Here is a 19035-nt window from a genome sequence, read left to right as displayed (position 1 = left end):
CCATGTCGAGTAAGTTAGTACTGGTTCTGAACTGCGGTAGCTCCTCACTGAAATTCGCAATCATCGATGCAGCAAATGGTGACGAGTACCTTTCTGGTTTAGCCGAATGTTTCCATCTTCCTGAAGCACGCATCAAATGGAAAATTGACGGCGGTAAACAAGAAGCGGCTTTAGGTGCAGGTGCCGCTCACAGCGAAGCGCTGAACTTTATCGTTAACACTATTCTGGCACAAAAACCAGAACTGTCTGCACAGCTGACCGCAATTGGTCACCGCATCGTGCATGGTGGCGAAAAATACACCAGCTCCGTGGTTATCGATGAATCTGTTATCCAGGGTATCAAAGATGCAGCCTCTTTTGCACCGCTGCACAACCCGGCACATTTGATCGGTATCGCAGAAGCGCTGAAATCTTTCCCGAAACTGAAAGACAAAAACGTTGCCGTGTTTGACACCGCGTTCCACACCACCATGCCGGAAGAGTCTTACCTGTATGCCCTGCCGTACAAACTGTACAAAGAGCACGGCGTTCGTCGTTACGGCGCACACGGCACCAGCCACTTCTATGTGACTCAGGAAGCGGCAAAAGTCCTGAACAAACCGGTAGAAGAACTGAACATCATCACCTGCCATCTGGGCAACGGTGGTTCTGTTTCTGCTATCCGCAACGGCAAATGCGTGGATACTTCCATGGGCCTGACCCCGCTGGAAGGCCTGGTAATGGGCACCCGTTCTGGCGACATCGACCCGGCTATCGTTTTCCACCTGCATGACACCCTGGGCATGAGCGTTGAAGCTATCAACAAAATGCTGACCAAAGAGTCTGGCCTGCTGGGCCTGACCGAAGTCACCAGCGACTGCCGTTATGTGGAAGATAACTACAAAGATAAAGAAGACGCGAAACGCGCAATGGACGTGTACTGCCACCGTCTGGCGAAATACATCGGCTCTTACACTGCGCTGATGGAAGGTCGTCTGGACGCAGTTGTTTTCACCGGCGGCATCGGTGAAAACGCAGCAATGGTGCGTGAACTGTCTCTCGGCAAACTGGGCGTTCTGGGCTTCGACGTTGACCATGAGCGCAACCTGGCTGCCCGTTTTGGTAAGTCTGGCTTTATCAACAAAGAAGGCACCCGCCCGGCTATCGTTATCCCAACAAACGAAGAGCTGGTCATCGCGCAAGACGCGAGCCGCCTGACTGCCTGATTACACACACCGCCAGCCAATGCTGGCGGTGCTGTTTTGTAACCCGTCAACCATGACGGTAACGAAAGAGGATTAACCGTGTCCCGTATTATTATGCTGATCCCTACCGGTACCAGCGTCGGTCTGACCAGCGTCAGCCTTGGCGTGATCCGTGCTATGGAACGCAAAGGCGTTCGTCTGAGCGTCTTTAAACCGATCGCACAGCCGCGCGCTGGCGGCGACGCTCCAGACCAGACCACCACTATCGTGCGTGCAAATTCTGGCCTGCCGGCGGCTGAACCACTGAAAATGAGCCACGTTGAGTCGCTGCTCTCCAGCAACCAGAAAGACGTGCTGATGGAAGAGATCATCGCGCGCTACCACGAAAGCAGCAAAGATGCTGAAGTGGTGCTGGTTGAAGGCCTGGTGCCGACCCGTAAACACCAGTTCGCTCAGTCGCTGAACTTTGAAATCGCGAAAACACTGAACGCTGAAATCGTGTTCGTCATGTCTCAAGGCACTGACACACAAGAACAGCTGAAAGAGCGTATCGAACTGACTCGCAACAGTTTCGGCGGCGCGAAAAACACCAACATCACTGGCGTTATCGTTAACAAACTGAACGCCCCGGTTGATGAACAGGGTCGTACCCGCCCGGACCTGTCTGAAATCTTCGACGACTCGTCCAAAGCGAAAGTTGTGCGCATCGATCCGGCTAAACTGCAGGAATCCAGCCCGCTGCCATTGCTGGGCGCGGTACCGTGGAGCTTCGATCTGATTGCCACCCGTGCGATCGACATGGCGCGCCACCTGAATGCCACCATCGTTAACGAAGGCGACATCAAGACCCGCCGCGTGAAATCCGTGACCTTCTGTGCGCGTAGCATTCCGCACATGCTGGAGCATTTCCGTCCGGGTTCCCTGCTGGTAACCTCTGCAGATCGTCCGGATGTGCTGGTTGCTGCCTGTCTGGCGGCAATGAACGGTGTGGAAATTGGTGCCCTGCTGCTGACTGGCGGCTACGAAATGGATGCCAGCGTCCGCAAACTGTGTGAACGTGCTTTCGCCACCGGCCTGCCGGTCTTTATGGTGAACACCAACACCTGGCAGACCTCCCTGAGCTTGCAGAGCTTCAACCTGGAAGTCCCGGTTGACGACAACGAGCGTATTGAAAACGTTCAGGAATACGTGGCCAGCTACATCAACGCACAGTGGATCGACTCCCTGACCGCCACGTCCGAGCGCAGCCGCCGTCTCTCTCCGCCAGCCTTCCGTTACCAGCTCACCGAGTTGGCGCGCAAAGCCGGCAAACGCGTTGTGCTGCCGGAAGGTGATGAGCCGCGTACCGTTAAAGCTGCCGCTATCTGTGCGGAACGCGGTATCGCGACCTGTATCCTGCTGGGTAACCCGGACGAAATTAACCGCGTTGCTGCCGCGCAAGGCGTTGAACTGGGTGCGGGCATCGAAATCGTCGATCCGGATGTGGTGCGTGAAAGCTATGTTGCCCGTCTGGTTGAGCTGCGTAAGAGCAAGGGTATGACCGAAGCCGTTGCCCGCGAACAGTTGGAAGACAACGTGGTGCTCGGCACGCTGATGCTTGAGCAGGATGAAGTGGACGGTCTGGTTTCCGGTGCAGTACATACCACCGCGAACACCATTCGTCCGCCGCTGCAGTTGATCAAAACCGCACCGGGCAGTTCACTGGTTTCCTCCGTGTTCTTTATGCTGCTGCCGGAACAGGTATACGTTTACGGTGACTGTGCAATCAACCCGGATCCGACTGCTGAACAGCTGGCGGAAATTGCCATTCAGTCTGCAGATTCTGCTATTGCGTTCGGCATCGAACCGCGCGTGGCCATGCTCTCCTACTCCACCGGCAACTCCGGTGCAGGTAGCGATGTAGAGAAAGTGCGTGAAGCAACCCGTCTGGCGCAGGAAAAACGTCCTGATCTGGTTATCGACGGTCCGCTGCAGTACGACGCCGCCGTCATGGCTGACGTGGCAAAATCCAAAGCACCGAACTCCCCGGTTGCCGGTCGCGCTACCGTGTTCATCTTCCCGGATCTGAACACCGGTAACACCACCTATAAAGCGGTACAGCGTTCTGCCGACCTGATCTCCATCGGGCCGATGCTGCAAGGCATGCGCAAACCGGTTAACGACCTGTCCCGTGGCGCGCTGGTTGACGATATCGTCTACACCATCGCACTGACCGCAATTCAGGCATCTCAGCAGTAACCTTTCTGCTTTGTGATAAAAGGCGACCCGCGGGTCGCCTTTTTTATTTACAGCAGTTCACGCGCGGCCGACACAATGTCGTGCGCCGTCAAACCATACTCTTTTTGCAGGAAATCCTGCGTGCCCACCTGGCCGTAGCGCTCCTTCACGCCGACACGTCTCATAGGAACAGGGCAGGTTTCTACCAGCACTTCCGCTACTGCCGATCCCAGTCCGTTATGGATGCTGTGGTTTTCACAGGTGACGATACGCCCGGTTTTCTCAGCGTAATTCTTCACTAACATGCGATCGATGGGTTTCAGGGTAAACATATCGATCACTGCCGCGCTCACACCTTCCTGCTCCAGTTGCTGCGCCGCGGCCAGCGCTTCCACCACCATGATACCGTTGGCAATCAGCGTAATGTCCTGGCCTTCACGCAGCACATTCCCTTTACCGATGGTAAATTGAGAGCCGGGCTGATACACCGTTGGTGCCTGTTTGCGGATGGTACGCACCCAGTAAAAACCTTCAAGATCCGCAAGCTGGCGGAGAATGTCCTCAAACATCACCGCATCGGTCACCTCCAGCACCACCGAATGCGCCAGCCCGCGCACAATGCCCATATCCTCAAAGGACATATGCGTACCGCCGTTATGACAGGCGGTGATCCCGGCATCAGAAGCAATCACCTTCACGTTATTGCGCTGGTAATCGAGGGACATAAAGAGCTGATCAAAGCAGCGACGACTGGCGAACGCGGTAAAGGTGTGCACAAACGGTTTACGCCCGGTGAGCGCCAGCCCTGCCGCCGTACCAATCACGTTCGCTTCCATGATCCCGCAGTTAATCACCTGCTGTGGGTATTTTTTGTGCACACCATCCATGGCCATCGAGCTCATCAAATCCGCTTCCAGCGCGATCACCTCACTGCCTGACTCAATCTGTGCGCTGATAAAACCTGCATAAACCTTGCGCATTTCAATGCTGTCTTTTCCACCAGCAGGGGCAACCTTAATCATGCGCAGCCTCCAGTTGTTCAATGGTTTCATTCAGCGCCTGTTTCATCTCATCGGTCAGACGCAAATGGTGTGAGTTGCTGAGATGTTCGAGGTACGGCACACCCTGCCCTTTAATGCTGTCCAGAATAACCAGACGCGGACGGGCATCAGCAGGCGGCACCGGTTTCACCACTGCCAGCAACCCGGCAATGTCATCCCCTTTGACGGTGCAGACATCAAAACCAAAGGCGCGGAATTTCCCCTCCAGATCAAATGCGCAGATGATCTCATCCAAATCACCATCCAGCTGCTGCTTGTTCCAGTCGACAAAGACCGTCAGGTTATTGAGCTTATGATGGGCAATAAACTGAAACGCTTCCCAGCACTGTCCCTCATTCAGTTCACCGTCACCCACGATACAAAACACCCGGTTCGGTCTGCCTGCCAGTTTATGCCCCAGAGCCATTCCCCCGGCGATGGAAATACCCTGCCCCAACGAACCGGTCGTGGCGTCCACGCCGCGCGTCTTAAGGCGATCCGGATGGCTTGGCAAGCGCGTACCGTTGATATTCAGCGTCAGCAACTCCTCCTGCGGAAAGTAGCCCTTCAACGCCAGCGTGCTGTACAGCGCCGGGCCAGCATGCCCTTTCGACAACACAAAGTAGTCGCGCTGCGGCCAGTCCGGATCGGCTGGGTCAATACGCATCACCTCGCCATACAGCACCGCCAGCGTCTCCACCACTGACATACTCCCGCCGTAGTGACCAAAACCTAAATGCGTGAGCGATTTCAGGGTTGCCACGCGGATATCGCGTGCAAACTGCTTCACTTCGTTAAACGTACTCATGATTTCGCTCCGGAGTTCTCTTCTGCGCCATTGCCGTGCGCTTTGCCTTTCGACATGACGTTCCAGATAACCAGTGCGACAAACAGCGCCACCACAACACCGGTGATGGCCATTGGCGACAGATAACGCGCCAGGTTGCCCAGCACAATGCCGACAAAACCAAAGTCCGCATCAGAGAACGTGGTGTTGGCAAAGCCCAGTGCACCCAGCACTGGCAGCAACAACACTGGCAGGAAGGTGATCAATAAACCGTTGGCGAACGCGCCGAGCATCGCCCCACGGCGGCCTCCGGTAGCGTTACCAAACACGCCTGCGGTCGCCCCGGTAAAGAAGTGCGGCACCACACCAGGCAGGATCAATACCAGCTTCATCTGCCCGAGCAGGAACAACCCAACCAACCCGCCAAGGAAACTGAAGAGAAAACCGACCAGCACGGCGTTTGGCGCATACGGGTAAACAACCGGGCAATCCAGCGCCGGACGGGCATTCGGCACCAGTTTTTCGGAAAAGCCAGTAAATGCCGGGACAATCTCAGCGAGGATCAGGCGTACACCTTGCAGGATAATGAACACGCCTGCGGCGAAGGTGATGGCCTGGATAATGGCGTAAACCAGGAAGTTCTGTCCGGCGCTCAGCTGACTTTCGACATACTCGCGGCCCGCACAGACTGCGAGGATCATGTAGATGATGATCATCGTCAGCGAGATTGAGATGGAGCTGTCACGCAGGAAGCTGAGGTTTTTTGGCAGGTTCATCTCTTCAGTTGAGCGCGAGCCTTTGCCGCATTTACTGCCGATCCAGCCAGAGAGCACATAGCCCAATGTGCCAAAGTGACCAAAAGCGATATCGTCATTGCCGGTGATGCGCTTCATATAGCGCTGGGCAATGGCCGGGAAAAAGGCCATCACCAGCCCGAGGATCAGCGAACCGGTAAATACCAGACCGATACCCTCGAACCCGGCCACAGTCAGGATCACACCTATCATACAGGCCATGTAAAAGGTGTGGTGCCCGGTGAGGAAAATGTATTTCAGGCGTGTAAAGCGGGCGACGACAATATTCGCCACCATACCAAACGCCATAATTAATGCAGTTGAAGCACCGTATTTCTCCAGGGCAATAGAAACGATAGCCTCGTTATTAGGAATAATTCCCTGAATATTAAATGCATGCTCAAACATGCCGCCCAGTGGATTAAGGGAACCGACTAATACCGTTGCACCACCGCCCAGTACAATAAAGCCCAGAATGGTTTTTACCGTACCTTTAACAACGTCAGAGAAGGATTTCTTCTGCGCCACCAGACCAATCAGGGCAATCAACCCGACCAGTACCGAGGGTACTTTTAATATATCAACAACAAAATTCAGCGTTTCAAGGATAAACATATCCACCTCGCTTAATACACACCGCATCCGCAATGTGTACAGTTGATGTTAACGGTTGGCGAAGAAAGCACTCACTTTCGCTTCCAGTTCGTTGATATCAATGATGTTATTGATAACGATAAGTTGATTTTCCGGTACGCTGGCGCTGGCAGCGATATCTTTCGCCATCACAAAAACATCGGCGGCGCCGGGTGTAGCGGATGACAAATCGGAATGTTCAACGTCAGCCTCAATGTTCAGCTTTTTAAGGACTTTTTTAATATTCATTTCGACCATGAAACTACTGCCAAGTCCGGATCCGCAAATTGCCATTATTTTCATTGTGGTTACCTTTTTTTTGGGTAGAGTACGACCGCATCACCCGTTACCGGGTAATGAGTAAAATCCTGGTAAGAAAAAAATTAGTAGCGTTGAATTATATTTTTAATCTCCTCAAAGCTAGTTGCGCGATGTAAGTGCTCCATATCGTCATCGCTGGAAAATAATTCAGCCAGCGCGGCGATCATTTCGATATGGCTGTGTTTATCCGGTGCTGCCAGCATGACAATGATATCCACCGGATCAAAATCCTCTGCGCCAAATGTCACCCCCTGATGCAATTTTAATAGCGATAAACCTAACCCTTTCGCCCCCTCTTCCGGCCGCGCATGGGGCATTGCCAGCCCTGGCGCCAGCACATAGTACGGCCCGAGTTTATGATGCTGCGCCACAATGGCGGTCACGTAGTCTGGCGTGATAATGCCCGCCGCCAGCAACGGTCTGGCGCAGACCTCCAACGCCTGCGGCCAGTTTTCCACACTGTCGTGCAGTTGAACCGTCTTATCGTTCAGCCATTGGTTTAACACGTCACGCTCCTTCACAGAGAAAAGATGAGCAAACTTTATGCAAGTCATCGCCCCTTAGCTGTGATGATAGTCGCAAAGATAGCGCTACCAAGGTGCAGTTGCGAAAAATGTGATAGCGCTATCAGATCTGAAAACGCTGGCTATTTCTCAGCAAAACTCAGGATTTCCGGCGTATACTGCGTTACGGACGAACGATAAAAAAGTGCCTGAATAGGTTGGGATCAGCAGGAAATAGCATGTCAATTACCCGAAAACGGCGGAGTACCGGAAAAGTGACCCTCGCCGATGTCGCGCAACTTGCCGGCGTCGGTACCATGACCGTCTCGCGGGCAATACGCACCCCCGAACAGGTATCAGATAAACTTCGCGAAAAGATAGAAGCTGCCGTACAAGAGCTGGGTTATATGCCCAATCTGGCGGCCAGTGCGCTGGCGTCGGCGTCGTCCTGGACCATCGCCATGGTGGTGCCAAGCCTCGCGGAATCCGGATGTTCGGAAATGTTCGCCGGGTTACAGCAGGTATTACAACCTGCGGGTTACCAAATCATGTTGGCGGAGTCGCAACATCGGCTTGAGCAGGAAGAGAAACTGCTGGAAACGCTGCTGGCCTCCAACCTGGCAGCGGCGATCCTGCTCAGCGTTGAGCACAGTGATATGGTGCGCCACTGGCTGAAAAATGCCTCGATTCCGGTGATGGAAATCGGCGCCGTGCGTGCCGATCCGATTGATATGAATATCGGTATCGATAACGTGGCGGCCATGTATGAGCTCACGCAGATGCTGATCCAGCGCGGCTACCAGAACATTGGCCTGCTGTGCGCCAATCAGGAACAGTGGATATTCCAGCAACATTTGCAGGGTTGGTACAAAGCGATGCTGCGCCACCATATGTCGCCGAACCGGGTCATTAACGCTGCCGCGGCGCCGGTATTTTCTACCGGTGCCGCGCAATTGCCGGAGTTTTTACTGGCCTGGCCAGAGCTGGATGCGCTGGTCTGCGTGTCGGATGAACTGGCCTGCGGCGCGTTATACGAATGTCAGCGCAGGCGAATTAAGGTGCCGGATGATTTAGCGATTGTCGGTTTTGGCGACAGCGACGTCAGCCGGGTATGTCAGCCACCGCTGACCACCATCTCGGTGCCGCATCGCAAAATTGGTATTGAGGCCGGGCGCGCACTGTTGGCGCGCCTGAATGATGAAAAGTGGGAGAACAAAACGCCCATTGCACCGACGTTTTGCCTGCGGGATAGCTGCTAACTACTCCGCTTCCTGCTCGTTTTCCACGTCGTTGCTGGCATTACGGCTCATCCACAATGCCAGGGCTTTGAGCGAGTCATCGGTGAACTCATCGCAGCGGGCGGTGATCTCTTCCGGTGTCATCCACCAGACTTCACTCACCTCTTCTTCCTGCAGGGCAAACGGCCCGTGGGAAACGCAACTGAACAGCCCGCCCCACACCCGGCAATGTTGATCTTCAAAATAGAATTGACCGTGTTCGGCAAACGGCACGCCAGCAATGCCTAACTCTTCTTCCGCTTCACGGCGTGCGGAGTCCAGCAAGTTCTCCCCCGCCTGCACCACACCACCGGCGGTGGCATCCAGCATACCGGGCATAAAATCTTTGATTTCGGTACGGCGCTGTACCAGAACTTTGCCCATCCCATCATGCACCACAATGTAGGTTGCGCGGTGACGCAGACACTGTGCACGCATTTGCTGCCGACTGGCCTGCGCAATCACCTCATTGTCTTCGTTGACAATATCCACCCACTCCATGCCTGCAAAATGACTCTGTTCCACCATCGGGAAATCTTCTCTTTGTGGCGCTCTGTTGGCGCGTTTCGGTTGAAAGGTAAGTTACGGATTAATCGACACCTGTGCAATAACCCGCTGATCATTAAGTGCGATAACGCTTAGTACATTCTCCTCCAGCATGCCGTAGCTGGGAGCAAATCCCCCCTTCGGGATACTCACCGAACCGGGGTTGAAATGGACAATCGCACCGCGCTTTTCCGCCACCGGAATGTGCGTGTGACCGTACGCCAGCACATCTCCCTCCTCCAACGGCGGCACATCGTCCGGACCAAACAGATGACCGTGGGTCAGAAATACGCGCCGCTCCGGCAACAGCAGTTGCTGCCACGGGGCCGTTATCGGGAAGTGCAACAGCATCTGATCCACTTCACTGTCGCAGTTACCGCGCACGGCGATAATCCGACTCGCTTGCTCGTTGAGCCGCTCCGCTACCTGTGCTGGGGCGTAGCCTTCCGGTAACGCATTGCGCGGACCGTGATTGAGCACATCACCCAGAAGAACCAGCCAGCGGGCCCCACTTTGTGCAAACAACGCCAGTACGCGCTCCGTCGCGGGCAACGACCCGTGAATATCCGATGCAAACATCAGCTTCATCACTGCACCTCTCTGAAAAAAACCGCCTTATGATAGCGGAAGCGGCGTCCTATATCAGCCCGCTCGCTTAGCGGAAAGTGCAGCATAGCGCTGGATAGATGAGCGCTGCCACTGAAACGCGGCATATTCCGCCAGTAACGGGGGAACATCATCGCCGTTCATCACCAGTCGGTTGAGCATCGCCGACAGGTCGGCATCAGCAATACACCATTCACCAAACAGGTTCGGTTTACCGTGCGACAGCAACTCCCCGGCGATGGCATACAGTTTTGCCGCACTCCGCTGCCCGGCGGCGCTTAACGCCCCCTTTTTCTCCCCGGCGAACATAATGGTGGTAGGACGTTCTTCACGTATCGGTAGCAGATCGCTGCGGAGCCAGGCCTGGATTTGTCGCGCGCGGGCGCGGTTTTGCAGAGCGTGAGGGTAAATACGCTCCCATTCAGGCGGTGCAAAACGCTCTTCCAGATATTCCGCAATCGCGGAGGATTCGCTAAGCGTAAACCCCGCCATCTCCAGTAATGGCACACGCTGAGTCAACGGATAACCCGGCCAGTCCGGCGTATGTTGCACGCCAGCATTGATATCAATGGATTTAATGGTGAAGGGCAACCCTTTTTCATGCAGTGCAACCCAGGCTGACATCACATACGGGGAGAAGAAATTTGCATCAGACCACAGAGTCATTGCCGGTTCGCTCATAACATCCTCGTTTAACGGTGAAATTTTTCATCAAAATATAACGTCCTGTGTGAGCTGTCACTTAATGAAAACTCGCACACCAGAGGTAACACCTATACTCAGGAGGTGACGCACATTCCCATAACAGGAGTCTTGATGATAGACCTCTATTTTGCTCCCACGCCGAACGGTCATAAAATCACACTGTTTCTTGAAGAGGCAGGCGTTGAATACCGACTGATCCGCGTGGATATCAGCAAAGGCGAACAATTTCACCCCGACTTTCTGATTATCTCTCCTAACAATAAAATCCCGGCGATTGTCGATCATCACCCTGCTGATGGCGGCTCGCCCGTTAGCGTGTTCGAGTCCGGTGCCATTTTGCTCTATCTGGCGGAAAAAACAGGGCAACTGCTCAGTCGCCATCTGCGCGAACGCACCCTTGCGATACAGTGGCTGTTCTGGCAGGTGGGCGGGTTTGGCCCCATGCTCGGGCAGAACCACCACTTTAATCACTTTGCGCCGCAGCCTGTCCCCTATGCCATTGAGCGCTACCAGGTGGAAACTCAGCGGTTGTATCAGGTGTTGAATAAGCGATTAAAACGCGTCCCGTGGTTGGCGGGCGATGAGTACAGCATTGCCGATATCGCCGCATGGCCGTGGGTCAGATCGCATCAACGCCAGCGCATCGACCTGGAGAATTTCCCGGCGGTGTTCAACTGGTTTGAGCGGATACGCACGCGTCCGGCCACCGAGCGGGCGATGCAGAATGCGCAGCCGGTGTGAAGTAACCTGTTCTCATGACTGCAAAAAATCATTCAGGATGTGCTCAGCGTCGCATGCGAATATTACTGAGTCACTTATGCTGAACGGGACGAAGGATACACCCGGGAGGGGAACATGAAGATACTGATTACCGGCGGTACGGGCCTGATTGGTCGTCATTTAATCCCTCGCCTGCTCGAGTTGGGGCACAGCGTCACGGTGGTCACCCGTAATCCCGCCAAAGCACAGCAACTGCTGGATGCTCGCGTCAGTTTGTGGAAGGGGTTGAGCGAACAGACACACCTTAATGACATCGACGCGGTGATCAATCTGGCGGGTGAACCCATTGCCGACAAGCGCTGGAATGAACAGCAGAAACAACGGCTCTGCAACAGCCGCTGGGAGATCACCCAGCGACTGGTTGACCTGATTCACGCCAGCGATAACCCGCCGCAGGTGCTGATTTCGGGTTCAGCTGCGGGTTATTACGGCGATCTCGGTGAAGTGGTGGTCACTGAAGAAGAACCGCCACATAACGAATTCACCCATAAGTTGTGCGCGCGCTGGGAGCAAATTGCCAGTAGCGCACAGAGCGACCGCACCCGCGTATGCCTGCTGCGAACCGGTGTCGTATTAGCACCAAAAGGCGGCATCCTGGGGAAACTGTTACCGCTGTTTCGCCTCGGCCTGGGGGGTCCTATCGGCAATGGTCGTCAATATATGGCGTGGATCCACATTGACGATATGCTGAACGGCATTCTCTGGCTGCTGGATAACGATCTGCGCGGGCCATTCAATATGGTTTCCCCCTATCCGGTGCGCAACGAGCAGTTTGCCCATACGCTCGGTCACGTATTGCAACGTCCGGCGATCATGCGCGCGCCCGCGTTTGCAGTGCGCCTGATGATGGGTGAGTCCTCCGTGCTCGTGCTCGGCGGGCAGCGCGCCCTGCCCAAACGCCTCGAAGCCGCAGGCTTTGCCTTTCGCTGGTACGATCTCGAAGAAGCGTTGGGGGATGTGGTAACCCCCTAATTTTCGTGGCCCCTCTGATCCTCTTCCGGTGCTAAGCTTAAGCGCTTTGTCACCGGAAGGGCGATTTAATGAGGTTGCAGACCCCCCGCTTTACGCTTACCCCGTTTCAGGAATCCGACTGGCTATTCTTTCTGCGTTTACGCCGGGATGACCGCATTATGCGCTATATGGCCGAAGTCGCCTCCGAAAGGCAGATCCGCACGTTATTTGATAATCGTCTGCTGGATGACAACGCCTTTGTGATCCGCGATGCGCAGCATACCGCTGTCGGCGATATCGGCCTGCGCCCCAGCGTGCATAATCCGCAGGAAGCGGATGTTGGTTATTCCATCTTACCCACAGCACAGGGCCGCGGTGTTGCGTCAGAAGCGCTGCAAGCATTGTGTGAGTTCGCCTTCGATAAACGCAATGTGCAGGCGCTGAATGCCTGGGTACTGGCGGAGAATCAGGGATCTGTACGGGTACTGGAAAAGAGCGGCTTTCAGCGTGTACAGGTGCTGGAAAAAGCCTATTTGCTGAAGGGTGAATATTACGACGACTGGGTGTACCGGCGGGAAAAAGGCACACAGGCGTGTTAACTACCCGGTGTTTTGCCCTCCCCGTTCATCACTGGAAATGACAGTGTTTACCTCGACCAAAACGCGGCTGTTCCTGACCGGAGGCGTCGCCCTGCTGTGGTTATTCTGGTTGATGTTTGCCAGTCGACTCAGCCATAGAGCTTACCTGCAAGCCGATGCGCCAGATACCGGGGCCATGATGACGATAGCCGCGCTGGTGGGCCTGCTCGTTGCCTGGCGTCTCGCACAAAAAGGGTGGCGGTGGAAGTCGCTGCTGCTGGCATTCTCAGGGGTATTCCTGTTTATCGCCTTAACCCTGTGGAATGCGCCGGAAGCCTGGGTGCGCGCCACCGCCAGCGAACGCGTGCAAAGCGAAGTGATGTTCAGCATCGGGCATCCCGGCCCGCCGGTGACGCGCAGTCAACACTGCGAAGCCGGTCTGCGTTTTTATGATGCATGGTTAAAACGCCCGGTAGAACTCTGCACCCGTGACGATATCGTTCCCCCCGGCGCGCGCACGGTACAACTGGAAAAACGCGTCACTGCCAGGGGCGCAGTATTTACCCACTATCGCTTTATTTCCGCCGCAGGCCACCCACAAGGGTGGTGGCCCGTTTCACCGCCGACACAGGCCCGCTAATCCCCCTCAGGCGCGTTGCTGCGCCTCCTCTTTACGGGCTTCCGCCTGCTGGCGTACGCGTTTTGGTTGCGGCACATTAATAATCAAGGTCAGCACCCCGGCAAAGATGTACAGCCCGGTGTAAGCCCACACCACCCCCACGATGTCAAAAAACGGCAACAGTGCGGAGGCAATCGCTGGCGCAACAAAATTACTCATCCCTGCGGAGAGGTTATAAATCGACACGGCCGCCCCTTTGTGATGCGGTTCCAGCGTCGGGAAAACTGCCGTCATGGGCACAAAGGCCGCGACGAAAACCCCTAACATCACTGCCGGGATCAGCGCCACGAGGAAATTATGCCCGGCATATACCGGCAGGTAATAAAACGTCAGGCTGGATACCGCCATCCCCAGACAACCAAACCAGCGGACCTGGCGGATCCAGCCGATATACTCGCCGGTGATCCCCCAAAAGATATTGGTAAAGATGGTCACGAAGAAGAACACTGCCCAGATTTGCAGCCACTCGGAGATGGTAAAGCCCAGTCTGTCGACAAACAGCAGCGGCATCACAATCGCAAAACCAAACAGCGACAGCGTGTTGATAATACGGATCAGGCAGGCGTAGAAAATGTCGCGGTTGGTGAACAAAATGGTCGCCGCACGGGAGAGTTCGGTCATCTTGTCGCGCAGCGGTAAATTGACCCGCGAGCGATCCACCGGCACGTGACGCAGGCTGAAAAAGGCCAGCAACCCGCCGCTTGCGACCCAGGCAATGGCAAACCACAGCGTCCCGGTCTCCCCAAACACAGGAATAGTCAGGCTCGGCAGATAACTGCCCACCACACCAATACCGATGGAGTACATCGCCCAGAACCACCCCGTGGCCGCCGCGAGATGCTGACGGGGCAACACCTGCACCAGCATCAACATAAACGAGTAGATGAACAGGGGATACGCCAGCCCGCGAATGCCATAAAACAGCAACATTAACGGGTAGTTACGCAGCCCGAGCCCCAGTGACATAAACAGCGCATGCATCACTATCCATAACACAAAGCCGATGGTCATCGCTTTTTGCGGGGTGATCAGTTCCGCCACCACGCCAGATGCCCATGCCGCCAGCGCTGCCGCCAGCCCGTACATAGTAAACACCACTGCCGACTGCGCGGGCGTGAAGCCCATGTCGGTAATGTGCTTTGACAGGAAAGCCATTTCAAAGCCATCGCCAGCCATAAAAATCGCGATAGCCACGAATCCCCAGATCAGATGTTTCGGTAAGCCAAACCAATATTCTTTCGATTGCATAACCATCTTCCTATCGTGAGGGAGATGCCCCGACGAGGGTACAGAGGCCGGGGCGACAAGGGATTACGGCAGCAGCGTGCGTGCCGCCTGTTGTTGTTGGTAAAGCAGCCGGAACAGCGCCAGCCGTTGTGACAGCCACGCACCACGTTCAGCCTGCGGCGTATAACGCGCCACCACGGGCGGTTTCAGGCAGACATCTGCCTCTTTGCCCCCCTCTGCCAGCCAGGCCAGCCGCGCGGCACCCAGCGCGCCCGATGAACTGGCCGGATGGGTGACCATCGGGATCGCCAGCACATCAGCAATCAGTTGCGCCCAAACGGTGCTACGCGCACCTCCGCCGGTCAGGCTGCACTGGGAAATTTGCGCATTCCCCAGCACCTGTAATCCATCCGCCAGGCCAAAGGTCACACCTTCGATCACCGCATACCCCAGCAATGCACGGCTGGTTTCATGGCGCAGATTAAAGAAACTGCCAGTAGCCTGCGGATCGTTATGCGGCGTCCGTTCCCCACTGAGGTAAGGCAAAAACAGCGGCGCACGTCGCAACGCGTCATCGGTCAGTTGTGCGATCTCTTCCATTAACTGACTTTCCGTGACCGACAGCAGGTTACACACCCAGCGCAGACAGCTTGCGGCACTGAGCATCACGCTCATCTGATGCCAGCGACCGGGCAGTGCGTGGCAAAAGGCATGTACACCGGAAGCGGGATCGGCCTGCAATGTATCGTTAACCACGAAAATCACCCCGGATGTCCCCAGGGAAATAAAAGCATCGCCCGGTGCAACCGCCCCCACGCCCACTGCAGAGGTGGCGTTATCGCCACCGCCGCCCGCAACGACTACGGAGGAACTGAGCCCCCATTCCGTTGCCAGCGACGCGCGCAATCGGCCACTCACAGCACAGCCTTCCACCAGCGCAGGCATCTGTTCACGGCGTAAATCGGTCATCGCCAGCAGTTCATCAGACCAGTCGCGCTTCGCCACATCCAGCCATAGCGTTCCGGCCGCATCCGACGGATCGCTAACAAACTCGCCGGTCAACCGCCAGCGCAGGTAGTCTTTCGGCAACAACACCTTCGCCACCCGGTTAAAGATGTCCGGTTCGTGGCGTGCGACCCACACCAGCTTCGGCGCGGTGAAACCGGGCATGATCATATTGCCGCTGAGGGCCATCATTTCCGGATGGTGATCGCGCAACCAGTCGCATTCGGCGGCGCTGCGTGTGTCGTTCCACAGAATGCACGGACGCAGCACATTGCTTTCGTTGTCGAGCAGTACCGCGCCATGCATCTGCCCGGACAGGCCAATACTACGAATCGCCGCCCACTGTTGCGGGTACTGCTGGCGCAGTTCGCTGACCACGCGCCCACACGCCTGCCACCAATCCTGCGGATCCTGTTCCGCCCAGTGCGGATGCGGGCGCTGTACCGTGAGCGCCGCATGCGCGGCCCCCACAATTTCACCCTGCGCATCCAGCAGCAGTGCTTTCAATTCCGAGGTGCCAATATCCATTCCCAGGTACATATCGCCCCCTCAGGCTGTTGCCAGTTGCGCCTGCGGCTGCTTGACCCACTGTTCAAGCTCAGCCACCGTGCGGCGCAGCAAGGCAAGAAAATCAGCCGATTGCGCGAGCTCAGCGAACAGGGCTTCATCTTTTGCGAAGGTCGCCAGCGGATCGTCAGAAGCAAACAGTGCCTTTATCGCCTCCGGTCGCATGACGCCGTCCTGATAGGTATACGGCAACGTGCCGTCCGCCCAGCGACGCAGGAACAGGAAGAACAGTCCCGGCAACACGGCGGTTGCAGACGGCGTTGCACCGCGCTGGTAGCACTGAACCAAAGTAGGTGTCACCATCCCCGGGATCTTCGATAAACCATCAGCAGCGACACGCTGGTTGGTATCTTTGATATACGGGTTACCAAAGCGGGCAAGCACCACATCCCGGTATTTAGCAAGATCGAGCGGGCTGGGCGTTAATGAAGGGATCACGTCGCGGGAGACATACTCCCAGGCCATCTGACGAATCGCGCTCTGCCGGGTGCTTTCATCGATGTAGCTCAGGCCAATTAACGTTCCGGCCCATGCAATGCAGCTATGGGTCGCGTTCAGAATGCGAATCTTCGCCTCTTCCCACGGCAGCACAGACTCCACCAGCTCGACGCCAACGTTTTCCAGCGCCGGGCGGCCGTTAATAAAGTCATCTTCAATCACCCACTGGATAAAAGATTCCCCCATCACCGGCACTGCATCGTGAATGCCCGTCGCCGCCAGCACGCGTTCGGCCACATCCGGCGTGGGTCGCGGCGTAATGCGGTCAACCATGGTGTTCGGTGAGGTGGTGTAATGTTTCACCCAGTCATACAACGCCCGTTCGCCTTTGGCTTTAAGGAAAGAGAGAAAACCGTGGCGGAAGCGTTCACCGTTATGGCGCAGATTGTCGCAATTGAGCAACGTTACCGGGCCGCCATTGTTAGCAATACGCTGGGTAAGAATGCGGGTCAGCGCACCGTACAGGGTGCGAATGCCGCCGTTGAGATCGGCCTTGATATCCGCCTGCTGCATATCCAGTTCATGTTCCGGCGTCAGGTAGTAGCCGCTTTCAGTCACGGTGAAGGCAATAACCCGGGTTTGCGCATCCGCCCCTTGTGCCACCAGTGCACTGATTTCACTGTCCCACGCCAACACTTTACGGATTGACGTGATGGTTTCGTACTGGCGTTCCCCATCCGGAGAAACGGTCTCCAGCACATACTCCCCTTTCTGCGCAGCGAGTGCGCCAAGCAGCGCATTGGCATCATCACGAATATTCCCCAGCGCGATACTCCAGCTGTCGTCACCTTGCTGCATCAGGCTGTGCAGGTACCACGCCTGATGCGCCCGATGAAACGAGCCTGCGCCAATATGCATCCATACCGCTTTGTTACCGGACATAATTATCACCCCACAATGAGCATTTGACATATTCACGGGCATATGCCCGTTTGTGAGGAGTATGTTAGTAGCCGTAAGCGAAATCTTTCTGCGAGGCAACTCACGAAATTAGCATTTGCCCTAGCAGTGGACTTTTGCCCACTCACACCATCAGGCTATTCAGCGGTACACTGTTGGCAGGTAATTTCAGGAATGCGTTGATGAACAAAGAAGAGAAAAAACAGGAACTCGCCGCACGCGCCGCCTGGATGTATTACGTGGCAGGCTTAACACAGCAAGACATCGCCACGGCGCTGGGATTATCCCGCCAGGTGGCACAACGGCTGATTTCCGGCGCGCGGGAAATGGGCATGGTCACGGTGAATATCAGCCATCCGGTGACCCGTTGCATGGAACTGGCGGCGAATTTACAGGAAAAATATGCGCTCTCACTGTGCCGCGTGGTGCCTTCCGCCGGGCTTGAGAATGAAGCCATCCAGCAGATGCTGGCGGTAGAAGGCGCAGACGTAATGGCGAAATTCATTGCCAACGATTCCCCGCAGGTGTTCGGCATTGGTTCCGGGAAGACGTTGCGTGCAATTATTGACGCATTGCCCTGGCTGGAACGTCCGCAGCATCAGTGCGTGTCGATGATCGGTGCCATCGCGCGTGATGATTCGGGTACCCGTTACGATGTGCCGCTGAAAATGGCGGAGAAAATGCAGGGAAAATATTTCTTCATTCCGGCACCGCTGTATGCCGACAGCCCGGAAGACAAAACCATGTGGTGCCAGCACCAGCTTTACCAGCGCGTGGCGGAGCGGGCGCTGAATGCGGATATCACGTTTCTGGGGATTGGCGAAGTGGGTCTCGGCTGCCCGCTCAATGCCGAAGGTTTTATCACCGATGAACAGGTCAAAGCACTGGAACAACAGCATGTTGCTGGCGAGATGCTGGGCCATTTCTTTAACCATCAGGGAGTGCGTCTGGAAGGAGAACTGGACACGCGACTGACCAGCGTGCCGCTGTGCAGCCAAACGCCACGTAACGTTTATGGCTTTGCCGGGGGCGCGAAAAAATACGCTGCGATCCGCGCCGCATTAACCGGACAGTGGGTGAATGGCCTGGTCACGGATGAAGACACGGCGGTGAAATTGCTGGCGGAAAAGTAGCGACTTGCCCGAGCGCAGAGCCTTTACCGGGCCTGAAAAAAAGAAAAGCGCCATTCGGCATTTCACCGGATGGCGCAACATTTAGCAGGCCAACCGCCCCCGTA

Annotated in this window: 19 protein-coding genes; 8 read left to right on the top strand and 11 right to left on the bottom strand. The window is 55.7% G+C overall.

Features of this window, described 5'->3' with window-relative positions:
* The first annotated feature begins 2 nt into the window (after positions 1 to 2).
* Positions 3 to 1205, top strand: coding sequence for an acetate kinase (ackA, locus tag O9K67_RS07740; protein WP_061493915.1), 1203 nt, complete (start codon positions 3 to 5; stop codon positions 1203 to 1205).
* Positions 1206 to 1283: 78 nt separating this feature from the next.
* Complete coding sequence (gene pta / locus O9K67_RS07735) at positions 1284 to 3422, top strand: phosphate acetyltransferase (RefSeq protein ID WP_061493914.1); 2139 nt, start codon at positions 1284 to 1286, stop codon at positions 3420 to 3422.
* Positions 3423 to 3469: 47 nt separating this feature from the next.
* Here pta and O9K67_RS07730 read toward each other — a convergent pair whose 3' ends face one another.
* The 5 genes from O9K67_RS07730 to O9K67_RS07710 form a co-directional block, all read right to left on the bottom strand.
* Positions 3470 to 4423 carry a transketolase family protein gene (locus tag O9K67_RS07730; protein ID WP_061493913.1) on the bottom strand — a complete coding sequence of 318 codons (954 nt, stop codon included), beginning with the start codon at positions 4421 to 4423 and terminating at the stop codon, positions 3470 to 3472.
* Positions 4416 to 5249, bottom strand: a complete 834-nt coding sequence (locus O9K67_RS07725; RefSeq protein WP_061493912.1) for a transketolase — start codon at positions 5247 to 5249, stop codon at positions 4416 to 4418. Before O9K67_RS07725 ends, O9K67_RS07730 begins: the two co-directional genes overlap by 8 nt.
* Positions 5246 to 6637 carry a PTS ascorbate transporter subunit IIC gene (locus tag O9K67_RS07720; RefSeq protein WP_088238126.1) on the bottom strand — a complete coding sequence of 464 codons (1392 nt, stop codon included), beginning with the start codon at positions 6635 to 6637 and terminating at the stop codon, positions 5246 to 5248. Before O9K67_RS07720 ends, O9K67_RS07725 begins: the two co-directional genes overlap by 4 nt.
* Positions 6638 to 6685: 48 nt before the next feature.
* Positions 6686 to 6958 (bottom strand): PTS sugar transporter subunit IIB, encoded by a 273-nt coding sequence (locus O9K67_RS07715; protein WP_061493910.1) that lies wholly within the window; start codon positions 6956 to 6958, stop codon positions 6686 to 6688.
* 80 nt (positions 6959 to 7038) lie between these two features.
* A complete protein-coding gene (locus O9K67_RS07710) occupies positions 7039 to 7482 on the bottom strand; it encodes a PTS sugar transporter subunit IIA (protein WP_061493909.1) in 444 nt (147 codons plus the stop codon).
* 236 nt (positions 7483 to 7718) lie between these two features.
* On the opposite strand from O9K67_RS07710, the gene O9K67_RS07705 reads away from it, so the two are divergent.
* A complete protein-coding gene (locus tag O9K67_RS07705; RefSeq protein ID WP_061493908.1) occupies positions 7719 to 8738 on the top strand; it encodes a LacI family DNA-binding transcriptional regulator in 1020 nt (339 codons plus the stop codon).
* Here the strand turns inward: O9K67_RS07705 and yfcD are convergent, their stop codons facing one another.
* From yfcD to yfcF, 3 genes are read right to left on the bottom strand one after another with little or no spacing between them, the layout of a single operon-like run.
* On the bottom strand, positions 8739 to 9284 hold the full coding sequence (yfcD, locus tag O9K67_RS07700) for an NUDIX hydrolase YfcD (protein ID WP_061493907.1): 546 nt from the start codon (positions 9282 to 9284) through the stop codon (positions 8739 to 8741).
* 54 nt (positions 9285 to 9338) lie between these two features.
* Positions 9339 to 9890, bottom strand: coding sequence for a phosphodiesterase (gene yfcE, locus O9K67_RS07695; protein WP_061493906.1), 552 nt, complete (start codon positions 9888 to 9890; stop codon positions 9339 to 9341).
* A 54-nt stretch (positions 9891 to 9944) separates the two neighbouring features.
* The gene (gene yfcF, locus O9K67_RS07690; RefSeq protein ID WP_061493905.1) at positions 9945 to 10589 is read right to left on the bottom strand and encodes a glutathione transferase; all 645 of its coding nucleotides are present in this window, start codon (positions 10587 to 10589) and stop codon (positions 9945 to 9947) included.
* A gap of 135 nt (positions 10590 to 10724) precedes the next feature.
* Between yfcF and yfcG the strand changes: the two genes are divergently transcribed.
* The 4 genes from yfcG (at position 10725) to O9K67_RS07670 (ending at position 13562) form a co-directional block, all read left to right on the top strand.
* Complete coding sequence (gene yfcG / locus O9K67_RS07685) at positions 10725 to 11354, top strand: GSH-dependent disulfide bond oxidoreductase (protein WP_061493904.1); 630 nt, start codon at positions 10725 to 10727, stop codon at positions 11352 to 11354.
* 114 nt (positions 11355 to 11468) lie between these two features.
* Positions 11469 to 12365, top strand: coding sequence for a TIGR01777 family oxidoreductase (locus tag O9K67_RS07680; RefSeq protein ID WP_061493903.1), 897 nt, complete (start codon positions 11469 to 11471; stop codon positions 12363 to 12365).
* Between the two features lie 68 nt (positions 12366 to 12433).
* Positions 12434 to 12943: a GNAT family N-acetyltransferase gene (locus O9K67_RS07675; protein WP_061493902.1), complete on the top strand. Its 510-nt coding sequence runs from the start codon at positions 12434 to 12436 to the stop codon at positions 12941 to 12943.
* 43 nt (positions 12944 to 12986) lie between these two features.
* The gene (locus tag O9K67_RS07670; protein ID WP_271044650.1) at positions 12987 to 13562 is read left to right on the top strand and encodes a hypothetical protein; all 576 of its coding nucleotides are present in this window, start codon (positions 12987 to 12989) and stop codon (positions 13560 to 13562) included.
* Positions 13563 to 13568: 6 nt separating this feature from the next.
* On the opposite strand, the gene O9K67_RS07665 is transcribed toward O9K67_RS07670, so the two are convergent.
* The 3 genes from O9K67_RS07665 to dalD form a co-directional block, all read right to left on the bottom strand.
* The gene (locus O9K67_RS07665; protein ID WP_061493900.1) at positions 13569 to 14849 is read right to left on the bottom strand and encodes an MFS transporter; all 1281 of its coding nucleotides are present in this window, start codon (positions 14847 to 14849) and stop codon (positions 13569 to 13571) included.
* 63 nt (positions 14850 to 14912) lie between these two features.
* Complete coding sequence (gene xylB, locus O9K67_RS07660) at positions 14913 to 16373, bottom strand: xylulokinase (RefSeq protein WP_061493899.1); 1461 nt, start codon at positions 16371 to 16373, stop codon at positions 14913 to 14915.
* A gap of 9 nt (positions 16374 to 16382) precedes the next feature.
* A complete protein-coding gene (gene dalD, locus O9K67_RS07655; protein ID WP_061493898.1) occupies positions 16383 to 17780 on the bottom strand; it encodes a D-arabinitol 4-dehydrogenase in 1398 nt (465 codons plus the stop codon).
* Between the two features lie 200 nt (positions 17781 to 17980).
* Here dalD and O9K67_RS07650 point away from each other — a divergent pair, with 200 nt between their 5' ends.
* On the top strand, positions 17981 to 18931 hold the full coding sequence (locus O9K67_RS07650; protein WP_061493897.1) for a sugar-binding transcriptional regulator: 951 nt from the start codon (positions 17981 to 17983) through the stop codon (positions 18929 to 18931).
* The last annotated feature ends 104 nt before the right edge of the window (positions 18932 to 19035 follow it).

Origin of the sequence: Kosakonia oryzendophytica (genome assembly GCF_027886705.1) — a bacterium.
Lineage (GTDB): Bacteria > Pseudomonadota > Gammaproteobacteria > Enterobacterales > Enterobacteriaceae > Kosakonia > Kosakonia oryzendophytica.
The sequence above is the reverse complement of the archived record's forward strand: the minus strand, read 5'-3'. Positions and strand labels throughout refer to the sequence as shown.

Bases quoted from the DNA above. Each gene is read 5' to 3' on its own strand.
- ackA (WP_061493915.1), top strand. From the start codon at position 3: ATGTCGAGTAAGTTAGTACTGGTTCTGAACTGCGGTAGCTCCTCACTG.
- O9K67_RS07730 (WP_061493913.1), bottom strand. From the start codon at position 4,423: ATGATTAAGGTTGCCCCTGCTGGTGGAAAAGACAGCATTGAAATGCGC.
- O9K67_RS07725 (WP_061493912.1), bottom strand. From the start codon at position 5,249: ATGAGTACGTTTAACGAAGTGAAGCAGTTTGCACGCGATATCCGCGTG.
- O9K67_RS07720 (WP_088238126.1), bottom strand. From the start codon at position 6,637: ATGTTTATCCTTGAAACGCTGAATTTTGTTGTTGATATATTAAAAGTA.
- O9K67_RS07715 (WP_061493910.1), bottom strand. From the start codon at position 6,958: ATGAAAATAATGGCAATTTGCGGATCCGGACTTGGCAGTAGTTTCATG.
- O9K67_RS07705 (WP_061493908.1), top strand. From the start codon at position 7,719: ATGTCAATTACCCGAAAACGGCGGAGTACCGGAAAAGTGACCCTCGCC.
- yfcD (WP_061493907.1), bottom strand. From the start codon at position 9,284: ATGGTGGAACAGAGTCATTTTGCAGGCATGGAGTGGGTGGATATTGTC.
- yfcE (WP_061493906.1), bottom strand. From the start codon at position 9,890: ATGAAGCTGATGTTTGCATCGGATATTCACGGGTCGTTGCCCGCGACG.
- yfcF (WP_061493905.1), bottom strand. From the start codon at position 10,589: ATGAGCGAACCGGCAATGACTCTGTGGTCTGATGCAAATTTCTTCTCC.
- yfcG (WP_061493904.1), top strand. From the start codon at position 10,725: ATGATAGACCTCTATTTTGCTCCCACGCCGAACGGTCATAAAATCACA.
- O9K67_RS07680 (WP_061493903.1), top strand. From the start codon at position 11,469: ATGAAGATACTGATTACCGGCGGTACGGGCCTGATTGGTCGTCATTTA.
- O9K67_RS07675 (WP_061493902.1), top strand. From the start codon at position 12,434: ATGAGGTTGCAGACCCCCCGCTTTACGCTTACCCCGTTTCAGGAATCC.
- O9K67_RS07665 (WP_061493900.1), bottom strand. From the start codon at position 14,849: ATGCAATCGAAAGAATATTGGTTTGGCTTACCGAAACATCTGATCTGG.
- xylB (WP_061493899.1), bottom strand. From the start codon at position 16,373: ATGTACCTGGGAATGGATATTGGCACCTCGGAATTGAAAGCACTGCTG.
- dalD (WP_061493898.1), bottom strand. From the start codon at position 17,780: ATGTCCGGTAACAAAGCGGTATGGATGCATATTGGCGCAGGCTCGTTT.
- O9K67_RS07650 (WP_061493897.1), top strand. From the start codon at position 17,981: ATGAACAAAGAAGAGAAAAAACAGGAACTCGCCGCACGCGCCGCCTGG.